Annotated in this window: 9 protein-coding genes and 1 pseudogene; 9 read left to right on the top strand and 1 reads right to left on the bottom strand. The window is 37.6% G+C overall.

Annotated features, from left to right (window positions below; translation table 11 throughout):
- Nucleotides 1-124 precede the first annotated feature (124 nt).
- A complete protein-coding gene (locus tag LI951_RS04625; protein WP_229441420.1) occupies nt 125-730 on the top strand; it encodes a class I SAM-dependent methyltransferase in 606 nt (201 codons plus the stop codon).
- A 617-nt stretch (nt 731-1,347) separates the two neighbouring features.
- On the opposite strand, the pseudogene LI951_RS04620 reads toward LI951_RS04625, so the two are convergent.
- Nucleotides 1,348-1,602: pseudogene (locus LI951_RS04620) on the bottom strand (IS110 family transposase); the annotation flags it as partial.
- Between the two features lie 223 nt (nt 1,603-1,825).
- Between LI951_RS04620 and LI951_RS04615 the strand changes: the two are divergent.
- The 8 genes from LI951_RS04615 (at nt 1,826) to LI951_RS04580 (ending at nt 13,260) form a co-directional block, all read left to right on the top strand.
- Nucleotides 1,826-3,079, top strand: a complete 1,254-nt coding sequence (locus LI951_RS04615) for a DUF5068 domain-containing protein (RefSeq protein ID WP_229441419.1) — start codon at nt 1,826-1,828, stop codon at nt 3,077-3,079.
- Between the two features lie 1,340 nt (nt 3,080-4,419).
- Nucleotides 4,420-5,538: a tyrosine-type recombinase/integrase gene (locus LI951_RS04610; protein ID WP_202068242.1), complete on the top strand. Its 1,119-nt coding sequence runs from the start codon at nt 4,420-4,422 to the stop codon at nt 5,536-5,538.
- An 811-nt stretch (nt 5,539-6,349) separates the two neighbouring features.
- Nucleotides 6,350-7,051, top strand: a complete 702-nt coding sequence (locus LI951_RS04605; protein ID WP_202068241.1) for a winged helix-turn-helix domain-containing protein — start codon at nt 6,350-6,352, stop codon at nt 7,049-7,051.
- A 128-nt stretch (nt 7,052-7,179) separates the two neighbouring features.
- Nucleotides 7,180-10,302, top strand: a complete 3,123-nt coding sequence (locus tag LI951_RS04600; protein ID WP_229441418.1) for a hypothetical protein — start codon at nt 7,180-7,182, stop codon at nt 10,300-10,302.
- Nucleotides 10,303-10,321: 19 nt separating this feature from the next.
- Complete coding sequence (locus tag LI951_RS04595; protein WP_229441417.1) at nt 10,322-10,699, top strand: LPXTG cell wall anchor domain-containing protein; 378 nt, start codon at nt 10,322-10,324, stop codon at nt 10,697-10,699.
- A gap of 35 nt (nt 10,700-10,734) precedes the next feature.
- Nucleotides 10,735-10,935, top strand: coding sequence for a hypothetical protein (locus LI951_RS04590; protein ID WP_229441416.1), 201 nt, complete (start codon nt 10,735-10,737; stop codon nt 10,933-10,935).
- Nucleotides 10,936-11,294: 359 nt separating this feature from the next.
- The gene (locus LI951_RS04585; RefSeq protein WP_202068235.1) at nt 11,295-12,050 is read left to right on the top strand and encodes a WxL domain-containing protein; all 756 of its coding nucleotides are present in this window, start codon (nt 11,295-11,297) and stop codon (nt 12,048-12,050) included.
- A gap of 82 nt (nt 12,051-12,132) precedes the next feature.
- Nucleotides 12,133-13,260: a DUF916 and DUF3324 domain-containing protein gene (locus LI951_RS04580; protein ID WP_202068233.1), complete on the top strand. Its 1,128-nt coding sequence runs from the start codon at nt 12,133-12,135 to the stop codon at nt 13,258-13,260.
- The last annotated feature ends 96 nt before the right edge of the window (nt 13,261-13,356 follow it).

The following is a 13,356-nucleotide window of genomic DNA, read 5'->3' as shown; positions in this document are numbered from 1 at the left end:
TCAGCGCCATTTTCTATCTTACTTATGCAGATTGCATTTTAAGGGAGAAGATTGCTTCAGATTAAATAATATCAGGCGGGACGGTAGTTGTTGTCTCGACTTTTCAGTAAAGGAACGAAGTGAAATGACAAATCATTATTATACAGAAAATCCAGATAGTGCACATGAATTAGACGAATGGTCTTTTGAGCTGGCAGGACGAAATTTTCATTTTATCACTGACAGCGGTGTATTTTCCCGCAAAGGTGTGGATTATGGTTCACGAGTACTGATTGACTCTTTTAACTGGCAGGAACTCCCGGAAGGGAAAATCTTGGATGTTGGCTGCGGCTATGGTCCGATTGGTCTGGCTTTAGCTTATGCCTCGGGGCGATTTGTTGAAATGGTTGATATCAATCAGCGTGCGGTTTCGCTGGCTGTTGAAAATGCAGCAAAGAATCAGATTGAGACAGTTGATATTCATCCTTCAAATATTTATGAAACGCTTCATGACAAGCAGTATGCAGCGATTGTCAGCAATCCCCCCATCCGAGCCGGAAAGCAGGTGGTTCATACAATCTTAAGTGAAGCAGAGCCATTATTGACTCCAGGCGGTACATTAACTGTGGTGATTCAAAAGAAACAAGGAGCACCGAGTGCTCAGAAGAAAATGAATGAAATTTTTGGTAATGTAGAGATCGTTTCGAAGGATAAAGGGTATTACATTTTAAAGAGTGTGAAGGAACAGTAAAACTGGGGCAGCAGGGGGTGTGACATATTTATTTTACACTCCCTAAAATTGAATAAACGGAGCTTCAGTCTTTATATGCTCTGAGATTAGCTATCTCCTGCTAGGTTCTGAATACTTCCACATTCATCCAGCAACCTCTTAGCGATGAACACAATTGTTTGCCCCTGTATTTCCCTCAGAGCGTTGCATATCATCCTGTCAGCTTGTTTTCTACTATAGAAAAGTCTTGTATCTACGAGTCTCACTACACAACACCACACTACACAACACTACACTTCGTTTCGATCTCATCAATTTCTAAATAGCAAAGCCATTAAGAATTGAAGGACTTCGTTTCGATCGCATCAATTTCTAAATGGCAGAGCCACTAAGAATTGAAGGACCTTGTTTGATTCTCGATACAAACACGTCTATTTGAAAAAGCATTGCCAACCTGAGACAAGTAATAACCTTCTATTTCCTCCGATTAGTCAAGGAGAAAATAATAAATACTTGAAAAAACTTGGCAGTTCCATTATGTCACTCGTCTATCAAATAAAGGACACCTCAAATAAGCCAGATATAAGACTCATTTTTTTATCTGGTCTGTGGTATAATCTAGCTATAAGGATTCGTCCTTATTGGTCGTTGGAGGCCGTATACGCATAAGCGTATCTTGTATGATTCCTAGTCATGGAATGCATACATTTCAGAAGCTTGTTCATGCAGGCAACTGTGGCAACCTTTTCCTTTTTAGGAATAGGTTGCTTTTTTAGTTTGTAATAATAATCAACGAAGTGGTTGAAGGCAGCGTGTTGTTGGCGAATTATATTTCAAATGGTAAAATAGAGGATTTTCCACCCCTTTGGATTCCCTCTTTTACTTATGTGATCTATATATGCTGAAAACCATTGGAAATAAATGCTAAGTTAAAATTTATTATTCTTTTCTCACAAAAGTATTCATTTAGAAAAAAATTCGAGATATTCCTATATTTCAACTATGCTATACTTTTTAAAGGAAGAAGGTGTAAAAAGACGATCAAATTTTTTTATTGTTGGTGGAATATTTGAGGGTTTACCTTTTTTCAAAAAAATAAAAAAGGAAAGATGTAGAATGAAAAAAATTATTTTGGCACTCTTGTTGTCTGCTGTTGTTTTAGGGGCATGCGACAATGGGAAAAAAGAAACGAAAGAGTCGTCCTCGCAGGCGTCAACTGAAGAGGTGTCCAATTCAAGTTCAATTGAAGAATCAACGACAGAATCAAGCAGCATTAAAAAGAATAGTTCAAGTACATCTAAATTGTCAGAACGGGCAGAAATGATGGAGGAATATTTGGGAGCAGATACTGCCGAGTTATTGTATTCTCAGACCAAGCCTGTGACAGTTGAGATAGAAGACTTGACTCTTTCCATTGATGAATATGATTTGGTTGAATTTACTGATTTTGATTCGGACTTTGAAATTCCATTTGGAGGTCAGACAGTAAGAGGAGCAGTTATGCTGGCGACGATATCTATTACAAATAACAGTGATAAAACATTATATTATCCAACTGTACCAGATCTGACATTTACAGGTGCAACAAAAGCTTATACTAATAATCGGACAGTTGTCGAAGATTCTGATGATAACTATGGCGCAATGTCTGTGAAAAGTAAAGGAGAGGTTGGTGCCGGCGAAACAGTGACCGCCACATTAAACTACATTTTTGATGAAAACGCTTTGGACACTATTAGTGATTTAGGTATAGTCACAATGAATGTGCCAAGAGGTTTTACAAAGGCCGAGTCATTCTCTGCTGAGGATAGTGTCGGAACGAATCAGAAAATTCAATTAACAGTAACTGCAGATGGAGAAGATACAGCTAGTGCGAATGCATCTTTCTTGCAGGATAAAGCAAGTACAGATGACATGGGAACAAAAACTTTGGATAAAGAGAAGAAAGCTATCGGTAAAACTGAAAGTGTTGACGGGATTGATGCAACGCTGTCAGAATACCAGTTTACATTCTTTGAGCCAAATGAAATGGAAGCGGCTCGTTTCAGTAATTTTGAAAATGGAGTTGTACTGCTGACAGTGAAATTTGATGTAGACAATCAGGGAGAGAAGCCTATTTCTATGAGCAGCACTTCAGCTGTACTGACAGTGAATAACGGTTCTCAGAGAATTCTCAGTGAAGGCATGCTGCTAAGCTATACTACTCAAACAATAGAACCAGGAAAGCAAAAAGAACTTTTACAGGTGTTTGCCATGGACCAGGAGCAGTATGAAAAGATTTGGCGTGAGAAGGATTTTGGTCTTAAACTAAATCTGGTGAACAGTGAAGATTTCAAACGATCCTCTGTTGAGTTTGATCTTCCAAAATAAGCAATAAATTTTTAAAAATCAAATACAAAAAGAAATGACTGAGTTTTAGTAAAAGTTAGGATGAGTAAGTGATCATCTGCTTTTCAGAAATTCAGTTGTTTTTTTGTTTAAATCTCCAACTTTCCTTTGGTAAAAGCAGAAGCAATCCCTCTAACATAAATATCATAAATCTGTCCGCTATTCTGAGTAATCAATGTTCTAATTTCAGAAGACATTCTCATTGAGCAGCCCTGCTCAAAAATTATATTTTTCGATGAATGGCTGTTCAGGGAGTCAAATAGTATTACAAATAACAAACTAATGCAACATTTCCAGTAACACTCTTCCCGGGAATATTGAACAGTGGCACACAGTTTCGACAATGAACGGTAGAAGATTATAGGGAAAACACATGATAACTCGTAGCCTGATACTTTCTACTTATCTCAGCAACTTTATCACAATCTGGATTAAACGGGTCTAAATCCACCAATGTTTTGACAGGAAGACCAACGTCCCTCGAGTTTGTAGACTGGAAGATACGGCGAGAAAATGTTGGAAGATGCATTTTTTGCAATTCAGAGTGTCTAAAAAAGCTGAGAAGGAAAAGGAATAAAAAAAGCAGTTAGAGGAGTGTATATTCTTTTATCGAATAGTAAATATACTTAGATCTTGAATGTCTGGATTCTGTTTTCAGAACTTGATGAAATAACTGGTTAACGTTCTACTATATAATAGAAGGAAAAAATACGAACCTTAGCTAGTGAATTAGGCATAAATTTTTTCAGTAATACTGGCAGCAGCAGGAACTTAAAGAAGAAAAAATAGTTTAGAAGAAAAAATATAAAGAATGGTCTTATATTTATATCGTTTATTTGTTATATTTATATAATAAATGAATGAAAAACATGAAGTGAGTAGAAAAAGGAAAAGAATATTCGAGATAATTTATCTTTACTATTTCAAAAACATGTGAAAAAGAGACATCGATTGATGTCTTGGTAGGCTTGCTTATTGTTGATATAAATAACTGTTAGAAAGGAACCGGATTTTTCGTCATTTTATAGAAATGAGGAATTTTATCTTAAAAATCTAAAAATTATTTCGTTTTTTTTGCTTCTTTACATATTCTAGCGGAGTGAATCGTTAGAGTCAATATTTTATCTATCGTTTTTTTATCATTTTTTTCTGTTTTTTTAACAAAAGACGTAGAGATAAAAAAAGAACGGAATTTAATTTCAGGAATGAACCAAATGATGGTGTAAAAAAGTATGGAAATAACAAAATACATACGTTTAAGACGTTCATTCTTTAGCCGTCAAAAAATCCGTCAAAAAAGGAATAGCGAAGGAGAAATTTAGATGCCTAAAAAAGGTGAAAATATTTATAAAAGAAAAGATGGTCGTTGGGAGGGACGTTATATTAAGGCTCGTGTTGATAATAAGGCTAAGTATGGCTATGTTTACGGAAGAAAATACTCTGATGTTAAGGAAAAGTTAACCATACTAAAGGCAAATCACTTGCATGTTAGAAAAAGTTTCAACCTTTATTATGTGACTTTTGGTGATTGGATCTGCCAGTGGATGAATGAGGAAGTAAAGAAGAGCGTAAAACCGACGACCTATTCCAAATATCTTCATTTAGTTCATCGCTTTATCTTGCCTGAATTAGGTGATTTACGACTACACAAAATAGATAAAAATACGCTGCAAAATTTTATTTATGTTCTCCAAAGCAAACCACTTGCGGCGAGTTCTATCAAAAATATTTTTATTCTTGTCAAAAAAGCACTAATACAAGCAGAAGCAGCAGGAAATATTTCTAAAAATCCTGCAACTGCAGTTGTCTTGCCAAAGGGTCAAGCTAAGCGTGTACGGTCTTTATCTGTAAAAGAGCAACGGGCATTGGAAATGCAGGCTTTTCAAGAGAAAGGGTGTTCAGCAGTAATACTGGCTCTTTATACAGGAATGCGGATTGGTGAAATCAGTGGATTGACATGGTCAGACATTGATTTTGAAGAAAATTTAGTTTACGTGAATCGAACAATTTCTCGAATTACGGATATGGATTCAAGTGAGAAAAGAACTAAATTATTTGTCGGAACCCCCAAGACAAGCCAGTCTTCAAGAATAATTCCTCTTCCAGCGAATTTAAGAAGATATCTTTTAGAAAAAAGAATGGAAGAGCAGGGTGAGTATTTAATTTCTTGTCGAGGAAAACTGGCAGAACCGAGAGTCATTGGTTATCGCTTCAGTAAGCTTTTGAAAGAAGCGAAATTACCTGCCATTCCGTTTCATGCACTTAGGCATACCTTTGCAACAAGGTGTTTGGAGCAGGGAGTTGATATTGCTAGTTTAAGTCGTCTTTTAGGGCATGCCTCAATAAAAATGACCCTGGATACTTACACAGATTCTATGATGGAAAAGCGCATTTCAGCTATGGATGAACTGGATCGTACCTTACACTATCAATGTAAATAAATGCTTATAAAAAAGAGGGGATAACAAAAGTGTTTATCGCTGAGAACCAAGTAGATAACATGAATCATCTGCTCCTGCGGTTACTCGTCGCAATTAAGTTCGTACAAGTGCTCCTGCGGTTACTCGTCGCAATTAAGTTCGTACAAGTGCTCCTGCGGTTACTCGTCGCATATCTTAGGTGGGCATAAAAGACATGTCAACCCTTTTTCAAATAGACGCATTTGTATTGAGAATCGAACAAAGTTCTTCAATTCTTAGTGGCTTTGCCATTTAGAAATTGATGAGATCAAAACGAAGTCCTTCAATTCTTAATGGCTTTGCCGTTTAGAAATTGATGAGATCGAAACGAAGTGTAGTGTTGTGTTGTGAGACTCGTAGATACAAGACTTTTCTGTATTAGAAAATAATCTTAAAGAATGTTATACAATGCTCTGAAGGGAATAAGTTTGTCAGAATTTATTTCATGTACAAAGAGATAGCCATATATGAAATGATGTTCTCATGAATACTTTTAAATAGGAGAGAGCTAACCACAGAAGTATACAAGGACTGGGACACCGTTTATCCGGTTTTAGGAGGCTGCGACATACTAATGTCACGCCCTCTTTTTTTATTCTTTATACGCCGTCAGTGCTTTAGTACAGGTTCTGCCGAAAGAGAGACACAGCAATAAAAAAAGACCTTCTTTCGTCATTTCTATAAAATGACGAAAACAAATGGACACTCTATCAGATGTTTCATTGAATTATTTTTTAATACTATGCAAAAAGAAGAATCTATAAAAAATTAGAAAGGAGTACGAATTGATACTATGACTACAATCGGAATAATGAGCGAGACATATGAGACAAACAGCAAATACATAGAAAAACTGGAAGAGCAGAATTTTCAAATCATTTACCTGAATGAGAGCAATTATAAAAAATACATGAATTCTTTGGGGATCGTTCTTATGGAAGAAAAGGGGTACGATACGATCGGCAAAGTCTGCGAATGGATCGTGACCTTTCGTGATTTTTCTACAGCTATGATTTATGTCATGTCGAATCAGGAGTCGGATATTGGAAAAATGATTTATATGCAATTAGGTATCAATGCATATGTTGACAAAAACTGCTCTGTAGAAGAATTTTCGTTAATGATTAAAAATGCACTTCAAAGACGAGACTGCTGTATAAAAAGCTTACAAAACAATCATGAAAAGCAAGCTAAAATGATTGAACTTTACCCACAAAATTTTAGCATATCTATAGAAAATGGAGAAGAAATAACCCTTACCAGACTGGAATTTGCAGCAGTGAATTTGCTGAAATCGAAATCTGGAACGACGTTGACTTATGATGAGATTTATAGACAGATTTGGGGAGAAGAAGATGGAAATAAAAAATACAAGGTAACGAACTTGTTTTTCCATCTGAGAAAAAAAATTGAGAGGGATGTTAAAAATCCTCAGTACATTAAAACAGTGCGTTCAAAGGGGTACCGCCTTGATGAGTGGGCACTGGCTAAATAATGGTTTCACTTTCTATTTCCTTTAATAGATGAGCTGAACTATTTCAGTTCATTTTAGTTTAGGGGAAATAGGAGTTGAAATAAACGTGTCATAAGCGACATACCAATTTTGTGGAAAGGAGGAAACTAATGCATAGCAAAAAACTAAAGGTTTTGTTACTCGTTGCAGGCTTACTTGGTCTGGGAGGGATTGTCGGGAGTATAAATGGAGCAACATCCATCTCTGCAAAAGAGCAGTCAAAAACAGCTCTTGAGGTCACACTTCCTGAAAATAACAAATATGAAGTAAATAGTATCTTTGAAATAACTATTTATGATTTAGATACACACTCATTATCTGTAGAAACGTATAAAAAAGTGCAGAACGAAGCGGAGATAACTGAAAACAGTGTTTCCTATCTATTGGTTCATATTCCCAAAGGACTGCATCTGGTTGGAGAAGAGATTGGGATAAGAAATAAACGCGGGGTGTTTTCTGTCAGCAATACAATGTCAGAAAATATCTATCGTATCCAGTGGAACGGTAAAGCATCAAAAGAAGAGAAGCTGGTTTTGCCGATTATGGCAGAAAAAGCCGGAGAGTATAAGATTACTGCTTCAAAAAATGTGAACAACTTTTCGGTTACTGAGTTGACGCAAAACATCACTGTTCTACAAGGTACGGTATCTGCTGCAGTAGAGGCAAATGCTGAAATTCAGCTAATGGCTGCGCCAATTGGTGAACCAATCAATAACATTGATGATTGGAATGCTGCTATGACCAATACGACAGATATTGAGTACTATTTGGCTGCTGATCTTACGTTGACAACAACAGCTACTGTATCGACAAACAAGAATCTTGATTTGAATGGTCACACGCTGACGTTTTCTGGAAATGCAGGAAAGCTTCTATTGAAAGGTTATGAGGACTTTACAGATTTTACTATCTATAACTCAATAATCGGTCAAGGCGGAATTGCTTCAACCGGGCATACAACGGGCAACTATAGAGGTCCGATCTATGACGGTCGTGCAGATAATAGGATAGCATCAAATGTCGGACCAAGTAACCAGAATGCTGAATTGACAGTGACATTTAAAGATATAGACGTTAATTCAGCCGATGAATTTGCCTATCTATATTATGCAAAACAAGTGATGCTTAAAGGGAATGTAACAATCCGCACTGAAGGAAAAGGGATCGTTGCAACAAACATTACCGTTTACGGTAATGAGACAAATCCTGATGATCCTGAAAATGCCTATGTTATTTCGACAACCGGAACTGCAAATAGCAATCCGACATACTATGGTGATTTGTATGGCCCATTAAACTTCGTTTTGGGAACAAATTATGGAGCAACTGGTGGCTGGAATAATCGACCGACCGAGTTAAAGTTCTGGGTACAGAGAAATGCTGCTGTATATGGGCAAAATAATGGAACATCAGGACAAGCTTATCAGAATGTCATTGCCAATTATCAGGTGGTTCAAAATGACGGAACATTGCGTGCGATCGCTCAAAATAATGGATCTGCATTGAGAACAATAACCAGTAATGGAAGTGATGCTCAGTCACCTCATGCTCAGATTATTATCAATTCAGGTTCAGTGACTGAAATATCAACACTGGGAACAGGGGCAACTAACGGTGCTATTTATAGTTACAAGATGAATTTAATTGTAGATACCCCGGAAATCTTCGATATTCGCTATTTCGGAAGAAATCAGTTCTTCTATGCCTATAATTCAGGTTCTAGAAGTAGTATCAGCGTGAAGAATATGAATCATGCAGTTTGGTCAACAACACAAGCAGGTATAGGAAACCCGATTGAGATTTGGCCGAATGTCGCAACCTTTGATATTACGGGACTTTATACAAATGTTAGAGGAACCATTACTTCATCAGAACCAGCTATGGCTGAAATCTTTAATTTCAATAATTACAGTCGCTGGTCAAATGATATCCTGCTGCCAAGCATTAATCTGGAAGAGGAACAAGCGACGTTAGTTGATGATATATATGAAATTCCCAATAATCAAGTTGGATTATCGGGATCAACTGATTACGTTGTGCCTGACGGATCAAATGTTGCTAAGTCGGCGGATGCTGCAACTCTGACAATGACATTGGGAGCTAAGACCTTTACAACTACAACTGATGTGGATGGAAACTGGAGTTTTGATGATGCTGATTTCGCCCAGTTTGCTGGAGGAACAACGGGAACAATTAAGCTAGTTGATAAGGATCAGAGAACGCATGAAATTTCCATTAAAATACTTGATAAACAAGCACCAAAAGTAACAACAAAACTGATTTCTGTACAACAGAATCAGGCGGCTGCAATTCCTACAGATCCGAAACAGGCACTTTCTTCTTATACAGATGAAACTACACCAACTGCTAATTTGACAGTTGGTTGGGTGACAACACAAGAAGAAAGGGATGCTTTGGTTGAAACTGTAGGGCTGAAAATTGCTAAAGTCAATGTGAAAGATGCAGCTGGAAACGAAACAATTGCTGAAGTACAAATTTATGTCAGTGATGACGAAACTGTGACAACCAGTGACGGTTCTGTACGGGGAATTGATAGTTCTATAAGTCTGACTTCCTGGAAAAATGCTTCTGATGAAGAAAAGCGTGTAATTATCACAACAGCTGGAAAAGCAAAAGGATATACAATATCTGGAACAATCATGACTGATGTGACAGAAGATCCCGACTTATTCTTAATTGATTACAGTAGTGTCGGTGAAGATACAGCACAATCTTATCCAGTCATACTATCTGTAGGAACGGCGAAAAAGACAATTTACGTTACCTTTGAAGATGACGGTACACTGTTTATTTATTCAGCGCCGTCAACAATTGGCTTTGGTGTACAAAATGCTGGAGTATTCGGTGTTCGGGTAGAACAGCCTGAATATGATAAAGAGCTGGTTATTTGGGATAGTCGTACAATGATGACTGAGTGGACATTAAAAGCCAGACTGGAAACGTCTCTGACGAGCAGTGGAGGCAGCGGCAGCAATGTTCTTCCGGATGCCATCCGCTATCGTACGGGTGACGGGAAAGATTCAGAGATTGTTCTGAATAATTCTGACCAGCCAATTGTGGTAGATACGCACTCAGAAAATGGTCAGTATAATGTCAGTGACAGGTGGGCGAATGGGGAAAGAGGATTTAAGCTGGATATTCCTGCCGGAAAAGTCCGTGAACTTGGAAAATACAGTGCAACGATTGTCTGGACCGTAGGAGAAACACCATAAAGCAATGGAGGAAAAATAAATGAAACAGATTAGAAATATTTCATCGCTCTGTGTTTCTGCTTTATTTGTAGTACTCTTTCTTTTCTATTTACCAATTAGTGGAAACGCAGTTGAAAATGGTGGGGCGGTACAAACAAAAGGCGTTATTTCTTTTTATGATGAAGTAACAAGTCCCAGCAGTTCAACTGTTCCATCTGGGTCAGAACCAATAAGCAGCTCAGAGCCAGCTAGTTCTGAATCCGGTACGGTCAAGCCAACGGGAAAATATCCGTCTACAGGCGAAATGGTGAAAGTAAGTTTGGGAATCAGTGGAGCTGTAATGGTTTTAATTGCTCTTATCCTTTTCTACTTCAAACGAAAAAAAGATCAGGAATCAAATGGAGGAAAGGGTGCGTAACAGAGTGAAAAGAAGCAAAAGCTTTCTTTCTGGTAATGTTGCCTGCAACCTCAATTTTGTTCCTGAATGCTGAATCAGTTCAGGCGGAAAGTATTGTAACTGGTGAAGAGCATATTCAGTTTGAAGGGAAATATGAGCAGCAGATAAAAGATCCTGAAAATTCGGGAATTCAGCTGATCCTGATGACAGCCCTCAATAAGCGGGAATTTGGGTATCAATTTTGTACCGCAATTTAATTTTGGGTCAAATGTACGTATGTCCGATAAGACAAGAAATGCGTTTTAAAAATGACTCAACTGAAAACAAAGAACTAGATGGAGCAGTGATCTCTTTGGGCAATTTCTGGGTGAATTCACCCAGAAATTTTCAAAAGCACCCGTTATTCAAAAAGATGTGATTTGGATTGAAAATATTAGACATATCTATTAATAAATCCAGATTCTAACGGTAGGCCCATCTATCAAAATGAAGCACTTAGCTTAACAATACCGGCAGCTGCACAAAAAGATCCGGTAGCATATGAAACGGTGATAACTCGGATAGTATCTGAGTTGCCATAAATAAAAACATGTAATATATAGGAGGAAATACACACATGAAAACTTCACACAAATTAGTAGGCGCTGCTTTATTGGCAGCAGTAGGAGCAGGGCTTGCGATCCCTTCAGCAACAAAAGCAGATTTTGACGGAACAGATGCATCTGGGAAAGGTACAGTTGAATTTACAACTGATACATCGACTAACCCAACAAACCTGCCTCCAGGTGAATCAACTGGTGACCCATTGACGGCACCTTCTCAAAACCCAAATCCAGGGACTTTGAAAGTTGTTTCTGTAACTGACATTGATTTTGATTCACATGCGATTGTTGCAAATGATTCAGAAAAGACTTACGATGCATTGCCATTTACTGACGGTAACCAGACAACTGCACACTTTGTACGGTTCCAGGATGTTCGATCTGATGTAGCCAGCAACTACTATACAGTTAAAGCAGCGTTGACTTCTCAATTCACTAATACGGCAATGAGTTCTACATTAGATGGAGCTACACTGACTTACAAAAATATTTCATTGGTAACAGGTACAAACGCTGCAACACTTCCAACAGATGCTGTACAAGAGGTAACTTCATTAGAGTTTGCAGATGACGGATCAAAAGCACAAGTATTTGTTGAAAGCAATGAAGATGGAAAAGGCTTTGGTGTATTTGAAATTATGTTCGATACAACTGCGAATGCACAAGCCGATACGTACGATGGTGTTACATTGACTGTACCTGGGGATAACGTATTGAAAGCAGGTCAGTACCAAGCTGAAATCACTTGGACAATTGCTGATGCAAACTAATTAAACCTATTGTTCGAAAAGATCACCGATTCTTCGGAATCGGTGTCTTATTTTCAGGATAAGAAAGGACCAGGACCCTAACATGAAAAAAAATATTTTTAGAATACTTACTTTTTTATACATAACAACTGTTGCATTTCTATTTTCTATACCTGTAGAAGCAGAGGAAGCGGGTGGAACTCAGGAAGAGCTGAAAGGCTTTTTTTATAAGGTGATTCTGCCAGAAAACCAACATAATCCAGAAGTCGGCTATTTTGATCTTAGAATGACTCCCGGACAGCAGCAAACAATCCAAATTCAATTAAATAATTCATCAGACAAGGAAATAACTATTGTAGTTGAATTGAATGGCGCGAAAACCAACAGTAATGGTGTAATCGAGTATGGACCCAATCAGATTGAGAAGGATGCATCTTTAAAATATGATTTCGCTGATATTGTAAAAGGTCCGGAAGAAGTTGTTCTGCCTCCGAACAGTCAGGAAATATTGAATCTGGATATTGCTATGCCGGAAGCCTCTTTTGAAGGCTATATTTCTGGAGCTGTCGGATTGAGAGAAAAAGATACAGAAGGTCTGGATACTGAAACAGACGGAGGAATGATCAAAAATAAATTTGTCTATCAAACAGGGATTCTACTGAGTGAGGCAGATACAGAGGCTATAGAGCCGGAATTAAAACTGAATAAAGTCTATCCTGAATTGAATAATTTTCGAAATTCTGTGTATATTAATTTTTCCAACATTCAACCGGTTTATGTTAATGATATGACTGTAAATGTCCAGATTATGAAAAAGAATTCAGATGAAGTACTTTATGATATGGAAAAAATGAATATGCGAATGGCCCCTAACTCTTTAATTAATTTCCCTGTCTCAATGAATGGGGAAAGGATGGTTGGAGGAGATTATCTTGCAAAAATACTGGTTACTACTCAAGCCGGAGGACGTTGGCAGTGGGAACAGGAGTTTACTATTTCTAACGAAGAAGCGAAAAAATTTAACGAACAGGACTTGACACTGGTTCAGGAGGCAGGTATCAACTGGATGCTGATTCTGATTGTTGCGGGAATTCTGCTGGTTGTCATCATTCTTATTTTTTTGATTGTACGGAAAATAAATAAGAAACCTAAGAGAAATCAGAAACCTAGGAAAAAGCAGCCTCCAAAAAGAAATAGAGAAATGGAGAAACCAAGGTACAGGAACAGATAACTGCTGATTCTATAAATTGAACGATTCTGCCAAACGTATGAATATACTTCAGTGTTTTTTCTCCCCTCTGTTAATCTGCACGATCTCTTTATTTAC

The sequence above is a fragment of the Enterococcus sp. BWT-B8 genome (genome assembly GCF_020567625.1).
Lineage (GTDB): Bacteria > Bacillota > Bacilli > Lactobacillales > Enterococcaceae > Enterococcus_L.
This window is presented reverse-complemented; position numbering and strand designations above follow the sequence as displayed.

Coding starts and splice junctions, on each gene's coding strand:
- LI951_RS04590 (WP_229441416.1), top strand. CDS start 10,735: ATGTTGCCTGCAACCTCAATTTTGTTCCTGAATGCTGAATCAGTTCAG.
- LI951_RS04600 (WP_229441418.1), top strand. CDS start 7,180: ATGCATAGCAAAAAACTAAAGGTTTTGTTACTCGTTGCAGGCTTACTT.
- LI951_RS04595 (WP_229441417.1), top strand. CDS start 10,322: ATGAAACAGATTAGAAATATTTCATCGCTCTGTGTTTCTGCTTTATTT.
- LI951_RS04580 (WP_202068233.1), top strand. CDS start 12,133: ATGAAAAAAAATATTTTTAGAATACTTACTTTTTTATACATAACAACT.
- LI951_RS04585 (WP_202068235.1), top strand. CDS start 11,295: ATGAAAACTTCACACAAATTAGTAGGCGCTGCTTTATTGGCAGCAGTA.
- LI951_RS04615 (WP_229441419.1), top strand. CDS start 1,826: ATGAAAAAAATTATTTTGGCACTCTTGTTGTCTGCTGTTGTTTTAGGG.
- LI951_RS04625 (WP_229441420.1), top strand. CDS start 125: ATGACAAATCATTATTATACAGAAAATCCAGATAGTGCACATGAATTA.
- LI951_RS04605 (WP_202068241.1), top strand. CDS start 6,350: ATGACTACAATCGGAATAATGAGCGAGACATATGAGACAAACAGCAAA.
- LI951_RS04610 (WP_202068242.1), top strand. CDS start 4,420: ATGCCTAAAAAAGGTGAAAATATTTATAAAAGAAAAGATGGTCGTTGG.